We start from the raw sequence: 18,231 nt of genomic DNA, 5'->3' as shown, positions 1-18,231 counted from the left end.
TGGCGTTCCCCGCGAACCGGCTCCAGCGGGTGCTCAGCCGAGCAGGCCGAGGAGCAGCTGGGGCATCACACTGGTCGCCACGAGCGCCGTCCCGCTGAGGACGAGCGCGGCCAGCGCCGACCGCGGGATGCGCCGGATGACGGCGCGCGCCGGCCCCTCGTCGGGGTCGCGCAGCAGCACCGCGAACCACCGCAGGTAGACCGCCACCCCGATCACCGCGTTGAGCACCGCCACCGCCACGAGCAGCCACTGTCCCTCGCCGACGACGGGGCGCAGCGCCACGACCTTGGCCACCAGGCCGATCACCCCCGGAGGCAGCCCGGCGAGCGAGAGCAGGGCCAGCCCCAGCGCCCCGCCCAGCAGCGGGTGGGCCCGCAGCAGCCCCGTGTATGCCGCGAGCGTGCGGCCCTGGTCGGCCACCCCCCGGCGCCGTGGCGTGGCCGTCACGACGTGCACCACGGTGAAGGCGACCAGGGTCGCCACGACGTAGGCGAGCAGGTACCCGCCGGAGGCGGCGGCCGACTCGTCGTCGAGCGCCGAGAGCGGCAGCACCACCCACCCCGCCTGGGCGACGGTGGACCACGCGAGCAGCCGCACCGGGTCGTCCTGCACCAGCGCCATGACGTTGCCGAGCGTCATGGAGACGGCGGCCAGGATGCCGATGCCTACGAGCACCGGGGCACCGCCCCCGACGAGTGGCTGGACCACGACGAGCAGGGCGGCCAGCGCGGCGATCTTCGAGGTCGCGGCGAGGAAGGCGGCGACCGGCTCGGTGGCGCCGGCGTAGGCCTGCGGGGTCCAGACGTGGAACGGGACGAGGCTGAGCTTGAAACCCAGCCCGGCGAGCAGCAGCAGCGCCCCGAGCAGGAGCACGACCCGGCGCTGCGGGTCGCCGAGGGCGTCCTGCACCCCACCGGCCGCGAAGACCGCCGCGCCGGTGGACAGCAGCCACAGGGCCGCGCCCAGCACGACCATCGCGAACGACACCAGTGACGTGGTCAGGAGCGCCAGCGCGCCGCGCCCGGCCGGCCCGTCGCCGCGCAGGGCGACCAGGGCGATGGCCGGCAGGGTGGCGAGCTCGAGGCAGACCAGCCACGAGCCCAGGTCGTGGGCTGCCGCGACACCCGCTCCTCCCGCGGTCGCCGCGAGCACGAGGGACACGATGACCGCCGGGCCACCGCGCAGGTGGTCGCGGGGATCGGCCCCCGGCCAGCTCAGCAGGAGGACGACTAGCGCGGAGGCGAGCGCCCCGAGCTGCAGGGCGCTCGCGAGCGGGCCCGCTTCGTAGAGGCAGGCGCCGTCGGGGGCGGGCAGGCAGAGCGTGCGCAGCGGGTCGGAGGCCGAGCGCAGGGCCCCGGGCACCGCGAGGGCGATGCCCGCAGCCAGGGCGAGCACACCGACGGCGGCGTGCAGCCGGACCAGTCGGGGTGCGAGGGCGTCGACGACCAGGACGAGCACGGCGCCCAGCGCGGGGACCGCCACAGGGGCCAGGGCCAGCCAGTCGAACGTGACCAGCGCGGTGGCCGTCGGCGCGCTCACGGCGCGGCTCCGATGATGGTCGTCACGGTGTCGTCGGTGAGGGCGAGCAGCGGGCCGGGCGCGATGCCCAGCAGCAGCACGGCCAGCACCAGCACGGCGATGACGTCCCACTCACTGTCGCGGCTGTCCTCGATCCGTGGCTGGGCGCGGTCACCGGCCCACACCGTCCGCAGGACCCGCAGGGCGTAGGCGGCGGCCAGGACGGTGCCCAGGGCCCCCACGACGGCCAGGGCGCGGAAGAGGCCCTCGGGACGGTCGGCGGCGGGTGACCAGGCGGCATACACGCTGAGGAACTCACCCCAGAACCCCGCCAGCCCGGGCAGCCCCAGGGAGGCGGCGAAGCCGACGACGAGGGCGAACCCGAGGCGCGGGGTGACCTCGCGGAGCGCGGCCCGCGCCGTCGCCAGGTCGGCGCTCCCCCACCGCTCCTTGAGACCACCCACGACGACGAAGAGCAGGGCCGAGACCACGCCGTGCGCGACGTTCGCGAACAACGCGGCCTGCAGGCCGGTGCGGGTGCCACTGGACAGGCCGAGGACGACGAAACCCATGTGGGCCACCGAGGAGTACGCGACGAGCCGCTTGAGGTCGCGCTCGACGAGGCAGGCGAGCCCTCCCCAGATGATGCCGACCGCGCCGAACACCGCGAGCACCGGCGCGACCTTGCCGAAGCCGTCTGGCAGCGAGGCCAGCGGCAGCCGGACGAGGCCGTAGGTGCCCATCTTGAGCAGCACGGCGGCCAGCAGCACCGACCCGGCCGTGGGTGCGGTGGTGTGGGCCGGCGGCAGCCAGGTGTGCAGTGGAAAGACCGGCACCTTGACGGCCAGCCCTCCGACGAGCAGCGCCGCGATGAGGGTCTGCGTGCCGACCGGGATGCCGTGGCCGCCGCCCTGGGCGAGGACGTCGAGGTCGGAGGTGCCCGCCTTCGCCACGAGGGCGAGGATGCCGACGAGCATCAGCGTCGAGCCGAACGCGGTGTAGAGGACGAACCGCCCGCCGGCGTCGGACCGCGCGGCCTGGTCGTGGGGGTCACCGAAGCGGGTGATGAGCACCCACATGGGCACGAGCACCAGCTCGAAGGCGACGAAGAACAGCACCGCGTCGCGCGCGTAGAAGGTGGCCAGGGCGCCGAACTCGACCAGGAGCAGGCAGGCGTGGAAGGCGGCCGTCGTGCCGCCCTGCGGCGGCCGGTCGAGGGTGTGCAGGACAACCCCGACGCCGAGGATCGCGGTGAGCAACAGCAGGGGCGCGCTGATCCCGTCGACGGCCAGCTGCCACCTCAGCCCGAGCGACGGGACCCACGCCCGGTCGACGGTGGGGCGGGTGATCACGGCGAAGAGGACGCCGGCGAGGGTCACCACGCTGGCCGCGCTGGCGAGCAGGTTGGCGGCGCGGTGGGAGACGCCGCGGCCACCCGTGAGCAGCCACACGGCGACTGCCGCGGGCACGACGAGGCTGGCGAGGATCACCACGGCATCTCCCTCACCACAGCGCGACCCCTGCGAGCGCGACGGCCACGACCCCGGCGACCACCCAGGCCAGACCCGAGGCGGCCACCTCGGACCGGTGGGCCCGCTGCCCACCCAGGCCGCCGAGCCGGGCCGCTGCAGCCGCCCCACGGACGTAGGCGTCGACGACCTCCCGGTCGAGGAACACCACCACGTGGGCGAGGGCGAGGACGGGTCGCGCGACGAGCGCGACGTAGAGGCGGTCGACGCCGAACCCTGCGTCGAACGACGGCATCCGCGCGCCGACGACCCGGATCGCAGGGTCCTCGCCGGCGGCGACCGAGCGGACAGCGAGGCCGGCTCCGACGATGAGCAGGACGCTGAGCAGCGCGACGAGCCACGCGATGTGGCCGCCGAGGTGGAGCAGCGGGGTCACGACGACGAGCCCGCCGACGACGGTGAGGACGGCCAGGACCGACACGACGACCCGCACGCCGAGCGTCGCGGTGTCGGTGTCGTGGCGCTCGACGTCGGCCGCGCCCAGGTCGTCGAGGACGACCCACGCGCGCATGCAGTAGGCCGCGGTGAGGACGACCGTCAGCAACCCGGCCAGGAGGACGACCCACGCGCGGGCCTGGCCGTCGGCGATGCCCGCCTCCGCCGCGGAGAGCACGTGCTCCTTGGAGACGAAACCGACCAGTGGCGGGACCCCTGCGAGGGAGAGCAGGCCGACGAACATGGCCGGCCTGATGAACAGGTGGCCGCGCACACCGCCGCGCATCGTGGCTGCGGCCGTGCCGCCGACCGTCACGCTGAGCCACCCGATCGCGAGGAACAGCAGGGCCTTGAAGAAGGCGTGGGAGTAGAGGTGGAGCACGCCGGCGCCGGGCCCCTCGTCGGCCGGGGCCACCGCGAGCGCGGACAGCATCAGGGCGACCTGGCTCAGGGTGGAGTAGGCGAGCAGCCGCTTCAGGTCGCTCTGCCCGAAGGCCAGCACCGCGGCATACACCATCGTCACGGCGGTGCTCACCGCGAGCAGCCAGCGCGCACCGTCGGCGACGACGAGGACGTCGAACAGCTGGCCGAGCACGAAGGTGCCGGCCGCGACCATCGTCGCGGCGTGGATGAGCGCGGACGCGGGCGTCGGGCCCTCCATGGCGTCGGGCAGCCAGTCGTGGAAGGGCACCATGCCCGACTTGCCGAGGATGCCGATCACGAGGAGCGCCATCGCCGCGTTGCGGAGGGTGGCGCTGGGGCCGATGCACGCGCCGGCGTCGTTGCAGCCGGCGCCCGCCCAGGCCTGCACCACCTGCCGGTATGCCGTGGAGCCGGCGCCCGCGGCGAGGACCACCACCCCGAGGACGAAGCCGACGTCGGCGAGGCGGGTGACGAGGAAGGCCTTCAGGGCGGCGCGACGGGCGGACTCCTTGCGGCTCCAGTGGCCGATCAGCAGGTAGGAGCACCACCCCATCACCTCCCAGCCGACGAGGGTCAGGACGAGGTCGGCGGACTGGACGACGAGGAGCATGCCGGCCGTGAACAGCGAGACGGTGGCGGCGAAGATGCCGTAGCGGTCGTCCGCACGCAGGTACCACCCGGCGAAGACCTGGACGGCCCAGCCGACGACGGCGACGACCAGGGCGATGGTCGCGGTGGCCGTGGTGGCCTGCAGCTGCAACGGGATCCGCAGCTCCCCGGCGGCGAGGGCGGGGATCGACGACACGGTGCGGGCACCCGACGAGCCGTGCACCCCGATGACCTCGGCGACCGCGAGCACCATCGCGACGACGGACGCCCCGATGGCCAGGGCACGCGGGGCGCGCGGGTCGGTGCGGCGCGCCACCAGCAGGCCCAGGAGGGCCGCCACGGCGGGGACGAGGACGACCAGGCGGGCGGCGGTGCCGCTCATGACCGCACCTCGTCCGACCGCTCGCCGACCGGCTCGCTGAGGTCGTCGCCGACCGGCTCGCTGAGGTCGACGTCGCCACGGAGCCGGAAGACGGCCAGCACCACGGCCAGCGCGACCACGACCTCGGCGGCGGCGATGGTGATGACGAAGAGGGTGAGGACGTTGCCTGCGGCCCAGCGGTCGCCGCCGGCCGCGCCAACGGAGACGAGCAGGAGGTTGCCCGCGTTGAGGACCAGCTCGACCCCGATGAGCACGAGCACGGCGTTGCGGCGCGCGAGCACGCCGTAGGTGCCGAGACCCGCGAGCACCGCGGCGAGCAGGTAGGGGCCGGCGAGGTGGATCATCCGCCCTCCCCCTCGTGGGCCGCCGCAGCCTCTGCCGCGCCCTCTGCCGCGCTGGGCCGGGTCATCCGCGACACCGCCATGGCGGCCACCAGCGCGACGAGCAGGAGGACGGAAAGGACCTCGAAGGGCCACACCCAGGTGCCGAACAGCTGCTCGGCGAGCTGGGCGGTGGAGGTGTCGCGGCGCTCGACGGCCGGACCGGCGAGGGGCAGCAGCGCCGCCGCCAGCAGGGCCGTCACGCCGGCGCCCAGGACGCCGGCCAGCACGCGGTGCAGCCGACCGGTGCTGATGTCGGGGTTCGCGCCGATGGGGGCCCGGGTCAGCATCAGCGCGAAGAGCACCAGCACGACGATCGCCCCGACGTAGACGAGGAGCTGCACCAGCGCGACGAACTCGGCCCCGAGCACGAGGTAGCAGCCGGCCACGGCGCCGAGGCAGACCACCAGCCACAGCGCCGCGTGCACCACGTGGCGGGTCGTCACCGCGAGCAGGCCGCTGGCCGCGGTCACCAGGCCGACCGCGGCGAAGGCCACGTCCAGTGCCGTCATTCCCCGGGCTCCGGGGCGGGCTCCGATGCGGGCTTCGGGGCGGGCTCCGATGCGGGCTTCGGGGCGGGCTCCGATGCGGGCTCGGGGGTCGCAGGCGGCGGCTCCTGCCCGGTCGGGGTGGCGCGGGTCGGCGCCGGGCGAGCCGGGGTGCTGCGGACCAGCCGGCCGGGCCGCGTCGTCGCGCCGATCTCGGCGGGCTCGGCGGAGTGCTCGTCCAGCGCGGGCGGCGGCGGCACGGTCGGCATCCACTGGCCGAGCCGGTCCTTCTCGTGGAGCAGGTCGCGGATGTCGAGCTCGGAGTACTCGAACTCCGGGCTCCAGTGCAGCGCGTCGAACGGGCAGACCTCGATGCAGATGCCGCAGTACATGCAGAGGCTGAAGTCGATCGCGAACCGGTCGAGGACGTTGCGCTGCCGCTCACGCCCACCCGGAGTCGTGGCGGGGATCGTCTCCTTGTGGGAGTCGATGTAGATGCACCAGTCGGGGCACTCCCGGGCGCAGAGCATGCAGGAGGTGCAGTTCTCCTCCAGGAGCGCGATGACCCCGCGGCTGCGGGGTGGCAGGTGCGGCTGCGCGTCGGGGTACTCCGCGGTGTGCGTCGGCTTCGCCATCGTCCGCGCCGTCGTGGCCAGCCCCTTGAGGATCCCGGGTATGCCGATGGCTCCGGGCTTCTTCGTCTCTTCACTCATGCCGTGACCACCACCGCGACACCGGTCAGCGCCAGCTGGGCGAGCGCGAGGGGCACGAGCACGAGCCAGGCCAGTCGCTGCAGCTGGTCCTCGCGCAGCCGCGGCCACGCCACCCGGAGCCAGATGACGACGACCGCGATGCAGAAGCCCTTGAGCAGGGTCCAGAGCCAGCCGAGCTGGTCGCTGGCCAGGCCGTGCCAGCCACCGAGGTAGAGGACGGCGAACAACAGGGACATCACGACGATGCCGGCGTACTCGCTGAGCAGGAAGAACGCGAACCTCAGCCCGGTGTACTCGGTGTAGGCGCCGAACACGATCTCGGAGTCGGCGACCGGCATGTCGAACGGCGGTCGCTGGAGCTCCGCCACGGCGGACACGAGGAACACGATGGCCCCCGGCAGCTGGAGGACCAGCCACCACGGCGACCACGCGGCGACGATGCCGGACAGCGAGAGCGAGCCGGCGGCGAGGCACACGCTCGCGACCGCGAGCACCAACGGCAGCTCGTAGGAGAGCAGCTGGGCCGCGGCGCGCATGGCGCCGAGCAGGGAGTACTTGTTGGCGCTCGCCCACCCGGCCATCAGGGTGCCGAGGATGCCGACGGCGGTCACCGCGAGGACGAACACCGCTGACGCCGGCAGGTCGGCGGCCACCACGTCCGGGCTGAGCGGGATGACCGCCATCGCCACGAGGTAGGGCACCAGCGCGACGGCCGGGGCGAACCGGAAGACCCGCTGGTCGGCGGCAGCCGGGGTGATGTCCTCCTTCTGGACGAACTTGACCCCGTCGGCGACCAGCTGGGCCCACCCGTGGAAGCCACCGGCATACATCGGGCCGAGGCGTCCTTGCATGTGGGCCATCACCTTGTGCTCGGTCTGGCCCACCAGCAGCGGGAGGACCAGGAAGGCCGCGAGCACGCCGACGGCGCGCAGCGTCACCTCGACCGCGTCGTTCACCGTGGCCCCCACTCGGGGTCGGGCACACCCGGCGCCGACACCCGGCGCCGACCGGTCGGCTTCGCGTGCTCGGACTCCCCCGGCTCCTTCGCGCCCGGCCACGGCTTGGAGGCACGTGCCGCGAGGACGAACGACTTGCGCAGGGGCGTGCCCTCGAACCCGTCGGGCAGGAGCAACGGGCGCAGTCCCAGCCCGGTGCCGTCGTCGAAGCCGTCGAAGTCGAGGCCGAACATCTCGTGGGTCTCGCGCTCGTGCCACGCCACACCGCGGAACACCGAGGTCAGGCTGGCGAGGTGGGCACCAGCAGGGACCCGCGTGCGGAAGAGCTTGCGACGCAACGCGGTCGGCGTCGACCCGTCCATCAGGTGGCAGACGACGTCGAGCCCGGGGGCCTGCTCGTCGTCGAGCTGGTCGACCGCCGTCAGCCAGTCGAAGAAGGTGTAGCCCGCACTCCGGGCGGCCGCGATCGTCTCGACCCAGTCGGCTGGGTCGACCTCGGCCCGGGTGAGGGCGCTCGGGTCGCTCACGGCACGTCCTTGACGGGGGGTCGCACGAGCGGCCGGTTGACCTCACCCGCTGAGGCGATGCGGTGTCCGGCGTACTTCGCGCGGATTCCCTTGGTGGTCAACGTCTCCGCGGCGATCTTCTCCTGCAGCTTGAGGATGCCCTGGAGCAGCGACTCGGGGCGCGGCGGGCACCCCGGCACGTAGACGTCGACGGGGATGATCGTGTCGACGCCCTTGGTGACGGAGTAGGAGTCCCAGTAGGGGCCGCCCGAGTTGGAGCAGGCGCCGAAGGAGATGACGTACTTGGGCTCGGGCATCTGGTCGTAGAGCCGGCGCACGGCCGGCGCCATCTTGTCGGTCACCGTGCCGGACACGACCATCAGGTCGGCCTGGCGCGGGCCGGGCGCGAAGGGGATCACGCCGAGGCGGATGAAGTCGTGCCGGGCCATCGACGCCGCGATGAACTCGATCGCACAGCAGGCCAGCCCGAAGTTGAAGACCCACAGCGAGTACCGGCGGCCCCAGTTGAGCACGACCCGGATCGGCTGGGGCGCGAGGTCGGTGGCCGGCCCCACCCGGGGCATCGGCAGCGGGGTCGGCCGGCTCGTCGGCTGGCCGGTCGACTGGGGCACCGGTGGGGTCGGCTGGGCGGTGGTCATCAGAGCCACCTCAGCAGACCGCGGCGCGCGGCGTGCACCAGTCCGACCAGCAGGATGCCGACGAAGACCGCGATCTCGACCAGGGAGGCAGCCCCGAGGTTGCTGCGGACGACGAGCGCCCAGGGAAACAGGTAGACGGCGTCGACGGCGAAGATGACGTAGAGGAAGGCGTAGACGAAGTAGCGGACCTGGGTCTGGGCCCAGTCGCGCCCCACGGGGTCGACGCCCGACTCGTACGTCGTGAGCTTGGCGCGTGTCGGGGCCTTCGGGGCGAGCAGTGCCCGGGCGCCCATCGCGGCCACGAAGAGCAGCAGGCCGACTGCGACCACTGCGGCGATGACGACGTAGGGCGACACGGTTGGCAGCCTAGTGGGACGGCACCGCACAGGGGTGTTGCGCCGACGCGGAGGGCCCTAGCGTGAGGGGGTGGCCCGGCTCCCCCTGTTCCCCCTCGGCACCGTGCTCGTGCCCGGGGCGACGTTGCCGCTGCAGCTCTTCGAGCCGCGCTACATCGAGCTGCTCAGTGACCTGGCCAACGCCCCGGAGGCGCCCGAGTTCGGGGTGGTCGCGATCCGGCAGGGCCACGAGGTGGGTCCCGACGCGGCCCGCGACCTGCACGAGATCGGGTGCGTGGCCCGGGTGCTCCAGGCGGCCGCCGTCAGCGACGGTCGCTACCTGGTCTTCTCCGCCGGGGTGCGCCGGTTCCGGCTGGACGCGCTCGTGACCGGTGCCGGCACGGCATATCTCGTCGGGGAGGTGACCCTCCTCGAGGAGCGCACCGGGGACGCCGACGCGGTGGTCGACCTGGTCGGCCGGCTGCGCTCGGCGCTGCACGACTTCGCCACCACCCTCGGGGCCGAGGAGCCGCAGTGGCCGGCAGACGCCGACGAGCTCTCGTATGCCGTGGGCACGGCAGTCGGTCTCGACCTCGGCGACCGACAGCGGCTGCTGGCCGCCCACGACACCGAGACCCGGCTGCGGCTCGGGCTCTCGCTGGTGCGGCGCGAGCGGCAGCTGGCGGCGACGCTCGGCGTGGTGCCGCCGGCTCCCGAGCACGGGTTCAACCCCAACTAGCCGGCCGAGGGCGCTGGACGCGCGCACCCCGGTGCTGCCGGACCACCCGATGACCCGAGCAGACTGGTGCTGCCGGAGAATCCAGTGGCGCGGGGCCGGTCGGTGCGACAGGGTCGGCCCATGACGCGAACCGACACCCCCGCGGCCTGGGACGAACGGACCACCCTGCTCACCATGCTCCAGTACACGCGCGACACCGCTGCCGAGAAGTGCCGCGACCTCGCCGACGAGTACGTGGGTGCGGCGCCGCTGCCCGGGTCGCCGCTGATGAGCCTGGGCGGGGTGGTCAACCACCTGCGCTGGGTCGAGCACTCGTGGATCGAGAACCGTTTCGTCGGCGGGCCCGACCTGGGCCCATGGACCGACGAGGAGCCCGACCGCGAGTTCAGCCTCGGGGCCACGACGCCGCTGGAGCAGACCCTGGCGGAGTACGTCGAGCAGGCCGAGCGCACCGACGCCATCATCGCCCGGCTGGACCTCGACGACCGGTCGGTGACGCCGTTCCGGTCGGGCGAGCACCCGACCCTGCGCTGGGTGATCCTGCACCTCATCGAGGAGAACGCCCGCCACAACGGCCACCTCGACATCCTGCGCGAGCTCGCCGACGGCCGGACCGGCGACTGAGCCACCACCCCTCCAGACCCGCCTGCGACTCGGCGGGGCTAGGGGTCGAGTCGCTCGAAGGCGGGGGCGTAGCGGAACGCGCCGCGCAGGCCGTCGCCCCACCCGCCGAGGGTGCGCAGCATGAAGAAGGCCGTCCCCCAGTCCTGCGGTGGCGTGATCCCGTGGTCGACGGCCGGCCCGAACCCGAACCGCGGGTAGTAGGTCGGGTGGCCGAGCAGGACCACGCCGCGCACCCCCAGGGTGTCCGCCGCCGCGAGCGTCGCGTGCACCAGCGCCGAGCCGACCCCGGCACCCTGGCGCTCCGGAAGCACCCCGAGGGGGCCCAGTGCGGCCAGGGCCGCCGGTCGGTCGTCGAGGAGCGCACGGCTCATCGCGACGTGCCCGACGACGAGCCCCTCTTCGACCGCGACGAGGCACAGCTGTGGGAGGAGGTCGCCCTCGGCCCGCAGCTCGTCGACGAGGTTCGCCTCCAGCGAGCCGTCGGTGGCCGGGGCGTCCGGCGTGGCCGGCTTCGCGAAGGCGCGCCGGTGCACCTCACGGATCGCGTCCGCGTCGGCCGGCTGCTCCTGGCGGATGAACATGCTCGCGACCCTAGGCGGCGCGACCGAGCGGGCGCTCGGCATTTACCGGCCGACCCGCCCGGTGCGGCATGCCGCGTGGCCCACTCGGCCGCGCGGCATACCCGCGGCTCGGGTCAGCGGGCGACGAGGTAGCCGTCGGCGTCGAGGGTGACCGGGATGGGGTCGGTGATCTCGAAGCCGTCGAGGCCCTGGGGCTCGAGGTTGCGGAAGCCGATGAGCACCCACGACCCGTCCCGCTGCTGCACCAGGGGTGCGGCGAAGAGGTGCGGATCGCTGGTGAACGGTCGAGCGGCGTCGATGTCCCACGGCCCGAGCGGCCCGGCTCCGGGCACCGACCACGTGCAGTACTCGCCGGTGCGAGCGATGCGCTCGGCCGTCATCTCCTGCGGGTGGCAGGTGAACACGAGCACCCAACGACCGTCGATCTGCTTGTCCTGCAACACTTCCAGCTGGCCGAACCCGGCTCCCGGCTCGCAGAGTGGCGGCCCCAGCGTCCAGGTCTGCAGGTCGGGACTCGTGGCGTGCGCGACGACCCCGTCGTCGTTGCGGGCGGCGTCGCGAGCCCGTGCGCTGATCAACATGTGCCAGCCGTCGCCGTCGGGGTCGGCGAAGACGAGCGGGTCGCGCCAGGTCTCGCTCGAGCCCTCCAGGTCTGGGCCCTCGGTGGGCGCAGGGGTGTTCGCGAGGTTCTTGTACCAGCGACCGTCGACACCCACGACCGGGTCCGCGCCGCGCTGCCAGTGCTGCAGGTCGTCGGAGACCGCTGAGCCGACCCGCTGGTCGTAGACGTGGTGGCCGCGGTTGGACACGGCCGTGTAGTACATCCGCCACCGCGCGCCGTCGTTGACCACCGAGCCGGTCCAGATCGAGAGGTCGTCGAACCGTGGCGCACCACTGCGATCGGGGCCGAAGCACTCGCCGAGGTAGGTCCAGCTGACGAGGTCGGGCGACGTGGCGTGACCCACCGTCGCGGCGGTGTGCCGCTTGCCCGGGTCCTCGAGCGCCCGCGGCGCCTGGAGGAAGAACAGGTGGTAGAGGTCGCCGTCGTCAGCCACCCAGGAGTCCCAGACCCAGAGGTCATCCAGCCTCAGCATGAGGAGAGTCTGGCAGGGCGGAGGACACCGCACCCCCCGAACCGAACCGTGGGACGAGCCCGACCGTTCCGAGCCGGGGTGCCCGGTCGGGGAGACTGGGCGCATGAAGCCGCCTCTCGCCGCAGCCCTCGACCTCGAGCCCCACCCAGAGGGCGGGTGGTACCGGCAGACGTGGGCTTCGCCGGACACCGTCGAGCTCGCCGACGGCCGCATCCGCTCGGCGGCGACCCTGATCTACTTCCTGCTGCCGGCCGGCGCCGAGTCGGCCTGGCACCGGGTGGCGTCCGACGAGATGTGGCTCGCCCACACCGGCGTCGTGACGCTCGAGCTGGGCGGCGCTGGCGCGACACCGGCGCCGGCGGACCAGTGCCGGCGCCACACCCTGGAGGTCTCGGGCGACGCGCAGGTCCTCGTCCCGGCCGGCTGCTGGCAGCGGACCGTGGCATCGGTCGAGGACGCGCTGGTGAGCTGCCTCGTCTCGCCGGGGTTCGACTTCGCCGACTTCGAGCTGGCGCCCGGTCACGCCACCTAGGTCCCGATCGTGCCGCCGGCCCGCCAGTAGCGCCCGTCGCGGCGCTCGAGGAATCCTTCCTCGACCAGGTAGCGGCGCAGTGCCGCGACGTCGTCGTGCCAGGCCCGGAGCGAGCTGTTGACCTGTGTCTCGTCGTAGGTCTCACCGACCTCGAACGCCTGGGCCATCTCGTTGAGCACGACGAGCCGTTTGCGGATGCGCGTCGGGATGGCGGAGAGGCTGCCGTCGGGCCGGACGAAGGCACGCAGGACGGCCTCTCGGTCGGCGAGGGCGTCGTCGAGGGCTGGGCGGTCCATGCCTCGAACCTAGCTGGCAAACCCGTGTCGTCCCAACGGTTTTCACCCGGCACCCGGTCGGTCCGCTGTCGTCGCTCCCCACCTGCGAGGTGCGGTGCGTTGTCAGTGGTGGACACTAGGTTGGACACATGTTCGAGAGCGTGTCAGCAGTGCAGGTGGCCGAGCCGGCCGCGCTTGCTGGTGCGCTCTTCGCGCTGGCTGACGACGAGATCGCCGACCTCCCGGCCGAGCAGGCTGAGGCGCTGGTGCTGGCGGCGCAGCGGGTGGTGAGTGCGGTGACGGCGCGGCAGCGGTCGGCGATGGAGACCGTCGCTCGGCGGTGTGACGAGCGGGCCGAGCTGGACGCCGCTGATGCGTTCGCTGCGGGCGTGGTGGGGGGTGGGCGGCGTCAGCGGTTGTCGGGTCACGCGGTGGCGGCGGGGTCGTTGGCGGCGTTGTTGCACGTGTCGCCGCGGACCATGTCGACCCGCATCGACCACGCCCGTCGGGTCGTCTGCGCCCTGCCGCGGGTGCGGGCGCTCGCGTGGGCGGGCGACCTCGAGCCCTACCGCGTCGACGCCGTGGTCGCCGAGTCCGGCGCCGCGCCGCCCGACCGGCTGCACGAGTTCGAGGCCCGCGTCCTCGACGGTGGCATCACCGCGACCAGCTGTGCCGCCCTCCGTCGCCGCGCGCGGCGCAGCGCCGACCGGTGTGCGCCGGATGACGCCGTCCGCCTCGACGCACTCGCGCGCGGGCGCAGCGACGTCCGGGTGCGGCTGGGTGAGCGCACCGGTATGACTCGGCTGGTCGCCGACCTGCCCACTCCCGTGGCGCTGCGCGTGTGGCACGCCGTGGACGGCTTGGCAGCCGAGTACGCGCGAGCCCAGCCCGGGCTCGCGATGGGCGTGGCGAGGGCGGATGCCTTGTCCGACCTCGTCGAGGCCAATGCCACGATCAGCACGACGATCGAGCTCGTGGCACCCGTCGACCGCGAGCGCAGCACCCGGCTTCGCGGAGGTGTCGGCGCGCAGTGCCTCCTCGACCCTCGCGACGAGGAGGACGACCCGACCGCCGAGGGGGTGTCGCCCTCCGGCAAGGGCGTCTACGACGACCTCGGCGGCTGCGAAGAGCTCGACGACGGCGTCCTCCACGACCACTGTGGTTCGTGTCCTCGCACACCGAGGTCCCCGTGGTCGGGTCGCTGCTGCCCGAGGACGTCGTCGCACTCCTCAACGACCCTGATGTCACGGTGCGACTGGCCCGCAGCCACCCCGAGACCGGAGCCGTCGGCTGGCAGGACCCGAAGACCTACCGGCCGGGTGCGGCCACCGCTCGAGCAGTCCGGTCCCGAGACGGGACGTGCCGGTTCCCCGGATGTGCCACCGCCGCCAGGCGGTGCCAGCTCGACCACGTGGTGCGACATCCGGATGGCCCGACCTCGGTCGACAACCTGCAGGCCCTGTGCGCGACGCATCACGGGTTCAAGCACCATGCCGGCTGGCAGGTCGAGATGGACTTGCGGGGCGTCTGCACCTGGACGGCGCCTGACGGTCGCACGCACACCACGTGGCCGCTCGACCGCCACGGCCACCGCGCTGCCTGACCGAGCTCGTGGCAGCAGCCGTCTGTGCGGTGGGCAGCAAGGGTGGAATGGCAGGCTGGGAGCGTGATCCTCCCGGACGTCCGTGACCCGCGACTGGTGACGATCCGTCGCGGTGGGACGCTCACCGACGGCGACCACCACCTCCTGGCACTGTGGGCCGCCACCTGCGCCGAGCACGTCCTGCCCCTGTTCGAACGGGTGGCACCATCCGATCGCCGCCCTCGGGAGGCGATCGACGCGGCCCGAGCGTGGGCGCACGGCGAGCTGCCGATGATGGCCGCCCGGTCCCGGGGTGGCCACGCGATGAGCGCGGCTCGACCGCTTCGCGGGGCCGCGCGACTCGCCGCCCATGCCGCGGGCCAGGCCGCCTGCGTGGGGCACGTCGCCGAGCACGACCTCGGGGCAGCTGCCTATGCGATCAAGGCCGTCCACGCAGCGAACCCGCACGACCTCGACGCCGGACGACGTGAGCGTGACTGGCAGCGCGATCAGCTCCCCGAGGAGATCCGCGCGCTCGTGCTGGAGGACCAGGTGCGCCGCAACGCCATCTGCTGGTCCGTCTTCGACGACTGACAAGGAGAGCTCTCCAACTCACCCGCGCCGGGTCGGCTCAGCGAAGGGTGGCGAAGCCGCCGAGCAGCTCGAGCAGCAGACCAGCGACGCGGTCCGGCTCGACGAGGTGCGTGAGGTGGTGTCCGCGCTCCCGACGCACCACCCAGCCGAGCTCTTCGGCGAGGGCGAGCTCCGCGGCATACGTGTCACCGAACCCGAGGTATGCCGCGGGCCGCGCCTCCCAGCCGGACGGCACCGGGAGGGGCGTCGTGAAGTACTCGGGCGGAAGGCGGGGGGCCTCCCGGGTCACCCGGTCGAGCCACTCGTCGTCGGGGAAGAGCGCCGCGACGTCGGAGCGGTCCCACCACGACGGCCAGGGTGGGAGCAGCCCGTCGGTCAAGGGGAGGGTCGCGATGAGCTCCGCGAAGGCCGCAGGTGCCAGAAGGGTCTCGCCGACGCCCGTGGCGGGGAGCGCCGCATCCACGAACACGACCGGCAGGTCCAACGACTCGGCCAGCACCGGGGCGTAGTAGCCGGCGTTGCTGTGGGCGACGAGCACCGTGGGCTGATGGTGCTCGGCCACGGCGCCGAACAGGTCGAGGACGGCGCTGGGCATGACGTCGCCGGCAGGCACGGATGCCACCAGGGTCGGGACCTCCCTCTCCCTCAGGGTCTCGGCCAGGGGCAGGTAGCTGGCTGGCCCGAGCAACGGGCTCGGCAGCATGACGACGCGCGGGGACGGGGCAGCGCGCGTGGACACCCCACGACGCTAGCGCTGGCGGAGAGGAAATCCGCGCGTAACACTGCCTTGGTCTACTGGCCCTGCCCGACCACGCCGAGGAGGCCGCGATGCACCTGTCCCCTGCGGACACCGAGAAGCTCCTGCTGTCGGTGGCCGGCATGGTCGCCCGCGACCGCCTGTCGCGCGGCGTGCGGCTCAACCACCCCGAGTCGGTGGCCCTCCTGTCGACCTGGGTCATCGAGCGAGCCAGGGAGGGGGCCCTCGTGGCCGACCTGATGGAGGAGGGCCGGACGGTGCTCAGCCGAGAACAGGTCATGGACGGCGTGCCCGAGATGATCGCCGACGTCCAGGTCGAGGCGACCTTCCCCGACGGGCGCAAGCTCGTGACCCTCCACCACCCGATCGCCTGACCGATGCGACGGACAGGCGTGCCCAGCAACTCCCAGCCACAGGAGGAAGACCGGTGAGCAGCAACACCTCCGGCCCCGGCGCGATCAGGGTCAGGCCGGGCACCGTCACCATCAACGCCGACCGCACCGACGCCGAACGGCGCACCCTCGTCATCGTCAACACCGGCGACCGCCCGGTGCAGATCGGCTCCCACCTCCACCTTCCCGACAGCAACAGCGCCCTCGACTTCGACCGCGCCGCCGCGCACGGCTTCCGGCTCGACATCCCCAGCGGCACGTCGGTCAGGTTCGAGCCCGGGGTGAGCCGCGAGGTCGAGGCGGTCGCGTTCCGCGGTCGCCGACGGGTCCCCGGACTCCAGCTCCCAGCTACCACGGGTCGCAACCCGGAAGGCGACCTCGATGGCTGACCTCGACCGCGAGCGCTACGCCGCGATCTACGGCCCGACGACCGGCGACCAGGTTCGGCTCGGTGACACCGACCTGTGGGTCGAGGTCGAGGACGACCTCACCTTCGGGGGTGAGGAGGCCGTCTTCGGCGGCGGCAAGTCGATCCGTGAGTCGATGGCCCAGGGCACCCGCAGCAGCGCGGAGGGCGCCCTGGACACCGTCATCACCAATGCGGTCGTGCTCGACCACTGGGGCGTCGTGCGCGCGGACGTGGGTGTCCGCGCGGGTCGGATCGTGGCCCTCGGCCGCAGCGGCAACCCCGACATCGCCGACGGCGTCCACCCCGACCTCGAGATCGGCCCCGGCACCGACGTCATCGCGGGCGAGGGACGCATCCTCACCGCCGGTGGGGTCGACCTGCACGTGCACTTCCTCTCGACCAGCCAGGTCCACGAGGCCCTGGCCGCCGGGCTGACCACCCTGGGCGGCGGCGGCACCGGCCCGTCGGAGGGGTCCAAGGCGACCACCGTGACCCCGGGGCCGTGGCACCTCCAGTCCGTGCTCCGGGGCCTCGACCACCTCCCGGTCAACCTCCTGCTCATGGGCAAGGGCAACACGGTCAGCGCCGCCGGACTGCGCGAGCAGGCGCTCGGTGGCGCGGCGGCCTACAAGGTCCACGAGGACTGGGGCAGCACCCCGGCCGCGATCGACGCGGCCCTGCGGGCGGCCGACGAGCTCGGCCTCCAGGTGACGCTGCACAGCGACAGCCTCAACGAGGCCGGCTTCGTCGAGTCGACCCTGCGCGCGATCGACGGGCGCAGCATCCACGCCTTCCACACCGAGGGCGCCGGCGGTGGCCACGCGCCCGACATCATCACCATCGCCGGACACGCCAACGTGCTGCCCGGGTCGACCAACCCGACCCTCCCCCACACGGTCAACACGGTGGCCGAGCACCTCGACATGCTGATGGTCTGCCACCACCTCAACCCCTCGGTCCCCGAGGACCTCGCCTTCGCCGAGAGCCGGATCCGGGCGACCACCATCGCGGCCGAGGACATCCTCCACGACCTCGGCGCCCTCTCGATGACGAGCAGCGACGCCCAGGCCATGGGGCGCATCGGCGAGGTCATCACCCGCACCTGGCAGGTCGCCCACGTGATGAAGGCCCGGCTGGGCGCCCTCGGCGGGGGCCTGCCGGCCGACAACGAGCGCGCCCGCCGCTACGTCGCGAAGTACACGATCAACCCCGCCATCGCCCACGGCGTCGACCACGAGATCGGGTCGGTCGAGGCCGGCAAGCTCGCCGACCTGGTGCTGTGGGACCCGAAGCTCTTCGGGTGGCGCCCCGACCTCGTGATCAAGGGGGGCGCGATCGTGTATGCCGCGATCGGAGACCCGAACGCGTCGATCCCCACGCCGCAGCCCGTCCTGATGCGGCCGGCGCTCGTCGGCGAGGGTGGAGCCGGCGCCGACCACTCGCTCACCTTCGTGGCCCCCGCCGCGCTCGACGACGGCCTCGCGGGGCGGCTCGGCCTGCGCCGCCGGCTGGCGGGGGTGCGTCCGACCCGGGAGGTGACCAAGGCCGACATGGTCAACAACGACGCCCTGCCGAGGATCGAGGTCGACCCGGAGTCGTTCGAGATCCGCATCGACGGCGAGCGCGTCGAACCAGCTCCGGCGACGGAGCTCCCACTTGCCCAACGCTACTCGTTGTTCTGAGCCAGCGACCGAGACCGAGACCCGAGACCCGAGACCC

The 18,231-nt window shown here is 73.2% G+C and carries 23 protein-coding genes; 8 read left to right on the top strand and 15 right to left on the bottom strand.

What is annotated here, in order from left to right; all coding sequences use genetic code 11:
- Positions 1–33: 33 nt before the first annotated feature.
- The 10 genes from ABD262_RS00800 to ABD262_RS00755 all read right to left on the bottom strand — a co-directional run bounded on the left by ABD262_RS00800 (position 34) and on the right by ABD262_RS00755 (position 8,954).
- Positions 34–1,539, bottom strand: coding sequence for an NADH-quinone oxidoreductase subunit N (locus ABD262_RS00800; RefSeq protein ID WP_344129716.1), 1,506 nt, complete (start codon positions 1,537–1,539; stop codon positions 34–36).
- Complete coding sequence (locus ABD262_RS00795) at positions 1,536–3,011, bottom strand: complex I subunit 4 family protein (RefSeq protein WP_344129713.1); 1,476 nt, start codon at positions 3,009–3,011, stop codon at positions 1,536–1,538. Before ABD262_RS00795 ends, ABD262_RS00800 begins: the two co-directional genes overlap by 4 nt.
- Before the next feature lie 10 nt (positions 3,012–3,021).
- The gene (locus ABD262_RS00790; RefSeq protein ID WP_344129711.1) at positions 3,022–4,896 is read right to left on the bottom strand and encodes an NADH-quinone oxidoreductase subunit 5 family protein; all 1,875 of its coding nucleotides are present in this window, start codon (positions 4,894–4,896) and stop codon (positions 3,022–3,024) included.
- Positions 4,893–5,240, bottom strand: a complete 348-nt coding sequence (gene nuoK / locus ABD262_RS00785) for an NADH-quinone oxidoreductase subunit NuoK (RefSeq protein ID WP_344129708.1) — start codon at positions 5,238–5,240, stop codon at positions 4,893–4,895. The genes ABD262_RS00790 and nuoK overlap by 4 nt, the downstream gene beginning before the upstream one ends.
- Complete coding sequence (locus ABD262_RS00780; RefSeq protein ID WP_344129705.1) at positions 5,237–5,788, bottom strand: NADH-quinone oxidoreductase subunit J family protein; 552 nt, start codon at positions 5,786–5,788, stop codon at positions 5,237–5,239. Before ABD262_RS00780 ends, nuoK begins: the two co-directional genes overlap by 4 nt.
- Positions 5,785–6,477, bottom strand: coding sequence for a NuoI/complex I 23 kDa subunit family protein (locus ABD262_RS00775; RefSeq protein ID WP_344129702.1), 693 nt, complete (start codon positions 6,475–6,477; stop codon positions 5,785–5,787). Before ABD262_RS00775 ends, ABD262_RS00780 begins: the two co-directional genes overlap by 4 nt.
- Positions 6,474–7,433, bottom strand: coding sequence for an NADH-quinone oxidoreductase subunit NuoH (nuoH, locus tag ABD262_RS00770; RefSeq protein ID WP_344129699.1), 960 nt, complete (start codon positions 7,431–7,433; stop codon positions 6,474–6,476). The genes ABD262_RS00775 and nuoH overlap by 4 nt, the downstream gene beginning before the upstream one ends.
- The gene (locus ABD262_RS00765) at positions 7,430–7,960 is read right to left on the bottom strand and encodes an NADH-quinone oxidoreductase subunit C (RefSeq protein ID WP_344129696.1); all 531 of its coding nucleotides are present in this window, start codon (positions 7,958–7,960) and stop codon (positions 7,430–7,432) included. The genes nuoH and ABD262_RS00765 overlap by 4 nt, the downstream gene beginning before the upstream one ends.
- The gene (locus tag ABD262_RS00760) at positions 7,957–8,523 is read right to left on the bottom strand and encodes an NADH-quinone oxidoreductase subunit B (protein ID WP_344134467.1); all 567 of its coding nucleotides are present in this window, start codon (positions 8,521–8,523) and stop codon (positions 7,957–7,959) included. The genes ABD262_RS00765 and ABD262_RS00760 overlap by 4 nt, the downstream gene beginning before the upstream one ends.
- A 74-nt stretch (positions 8,524–8,597) precedes the next feature.
- Positions 8,598–8,954: an NADH-quinone oxidoreductase subunit A gene (locus ABD262_RS00755; RefSeq protein WP_344129693.1), complete on the bottom strand. Its 357-nt coding sequence runs from the start codon at positions 8,952–8,954 to the stop codon at positions 8,598–8,600.
- A 70-nt stretch (positions 8,955–9,024) separates the two neighbouring features.
- On the opposite strand from ABD262_RS00755, the gene ABD262_RS00750 reads away from it, so the two are divergent.
- Both ABD262_RS00750 and ABD262_RS00745 read left to right on the top strand, forming a co-directional pair.
- The gene (locus ABD262_RS00750) at positions 9,025–9,672 is read left to right on the top strand and encodes an LON peptidase substrate-binding domain-containing protein (RefSeq protein ID WP_344129689.1); all 648 of its coding nucleotides are present in this window, start codon (positions 9,025–9,027) and stop codon (positions 9,670–9,672) included.
- A 120-nt stretch (positions 9,673–9,792) separates the two neighbouring features.
- Positions 9,793–10,296, top strand: a complete 504-nt coding sequence (locus tag ABD262_RS00745) for a DinB family protein (RefSeq protein WP_344129686.1) — start codon at positions 9,793–9,795, stop codon at positions 10,294–10,296.
- 38 nt (positions 10,297–10,334) lie between these two features.
- On the opposite strand, the gene ABD262_RS00740 is transcribed toward ABD262_RS00745, so the two are convergent.
- Positions 10,335–10,877 carry a GNAT family N-acetyltransferase gene (locus tag ABD262_RS00740; RefSeq protein WP_344129683.1) on the bottom strand — a complete coding sequence of 181 codons (543 nt, stop codon included), beginning with the start codon at positions 10,875–10,877 and terminating at the stop codon, positions 10,335–10,337.
- 113 nt (positions 10,878–10,990) lie between these two features.
- Entirely contained in the window at positions 10,991–11,971 is a 981-nt protein-coding gene (locus tag ABD262_RS00735; protein ID WP_344129679.1) for a glycoside hydrolase family protein, read from the bottom strand.
- 103 nt (positions 11,972–12,074) lie between these two features.
- Here ABD262_RS00735 and ABD262_RS00730 point away from each other — a divergent pair, with 103 nt between their 5' ends.
- A complete protein-coding gene (locus ABD262_RS00730; RefSeq protein ID WP_344129676.1) occupies positions 12,075–12,503 on the top strand; it encodes a cupin domain-containing protein in 429 nt (142 codons plus the stop codon).
- Here the strand turns inward: ABD262_RS00730 and ABD262_RS00725 are convergent.
- Positions 12,500–12,799 carry a DUF2087 domain-containing protein gene (locus ABD262_RS00725; protein WP_344129673.1) on the bottom strand — a complete coding sequence of 100 codons (300 nt, stop codon included), beginning with the start codon at positions 12,797–12,799 and terminating at the stop codon, positions 12,500–12,502. The two genes, ABD262_RS00730 and ABD262_RS00725, sit on opposite strands and share 4 nt — an antisense overlap.
- 143 nt (positions 12,800–12,942) lie before the next feature.
- On the bottom strand, positions 12,943–13,929 hold the full coding sequence (locus ABD262_RS00720) for a hypothetical protein (RefSeq protein WP_344129670.1): 987 nt from the start codon (positions 13,927–13,929) through the stop codon (positions 12,943–12,945).
- A gap of 14 nt (positions 13,930–13,943) precedes the next feature.
- Between ABD262_RS00720 and ABD262_RS00715 the strand changes: the two genes are divergently transcribed.
- Positions 13,944–14,381, top strand: a complete 438-nt coding sequence (locus ABD262_RS00715) for an HNH endonuclease signature motif containing protein (RefSeq protein ID WP_344129667.1) — start codon at positions 13,944–13,946, stop codon at positions 14,379–14,381.
- A gap of 63 nt (positions 14,382–14,444) precedes the next feature.
- Entirely contained in the window at positions 14,445–14,954 is a 510-nt protein-coding gene (locus ABD262_RS00710; RefSeq protein WP_344129665.1) for a putative immunity protein, read from the top strand.
- Positions 14,955–14,991: 37 nt separating this feature from the next.
- Here ABD262_RS00710 and ABD262_RS00705 read toward each other — a convergent pair whose 3' ends face one another.
- On the bottom strand, positions 14,992–15,693 hold the full coding sequence (locus ABD262_RS00705; protein WP_344129662.1) for a hypothetical protein: 702 nt from the start codon (positions 15,691–15,693) through the stop codon (positions 14,992–14,994).
- Positions 15,694–15,782: 89 nt separating this feature from the next.
- On the opposite strand from ABD262_RS00705, the gene ABD262_RS00700 reads away from it, so the two are divergent.
- The 3 genes from ABD262_RS00700 to ABD262_RS00690 are packed head-to-tail and all read left to right on the top strand — an operon-like array spanning position 15,783 to position 18,194.
- Positions 15,783–16,085, top strand: coding sequence for an urease subunit gamma (locus tag ABD262_RS00700; protein WP_344129659.1), 303 nt, complete (start codon positions 15,783–15,785; stop codon positions 16,083–16,085).
- Between the two features lie 53 nt (positions 16,086–16,138).
- The gene (gene ureB, locus ABD262_RS00695) at positions 16,139–16,492 is read left to right on the top strand and encodes an urease subunit beta (protein ID WP_344129656.1); all 354 of its coding nucleotides are present in this window, start codon (positions 16,139–16,141) and stop codon (positions 16,490–16,492) included.
- Positions 16,485–18,194, top strand: coding sequence for an urease subunit alpha (locus tag ABD262_RS00690; protein ID WP_344129653.1), 1,710 nt, complete (start codon positions 16,485–16,487; stop codon positions 18,192–18,194). Before ureB ends, ABD262_RS00690 begins: the two co-directional genes overlap by 8 nt.
- The last annotated feature ends 37 nt before the right edge of the window (positions 18,195–18,231 follow it).

The organism is Pedococcus bigeumensis, from assembly GCF_039531795.1.
Taxonomy (GTDB): Bacteria; Actinomycetota; Actinomycetes; order Actinomycetales; family Dermatophilaceae; genus Pedococcus; species Pedococcus bigeumensis.
Note: the sequence above shows the minus strand (reverse complement) of the source record. Positions and strands in the feature narration are given on the sequence as shown.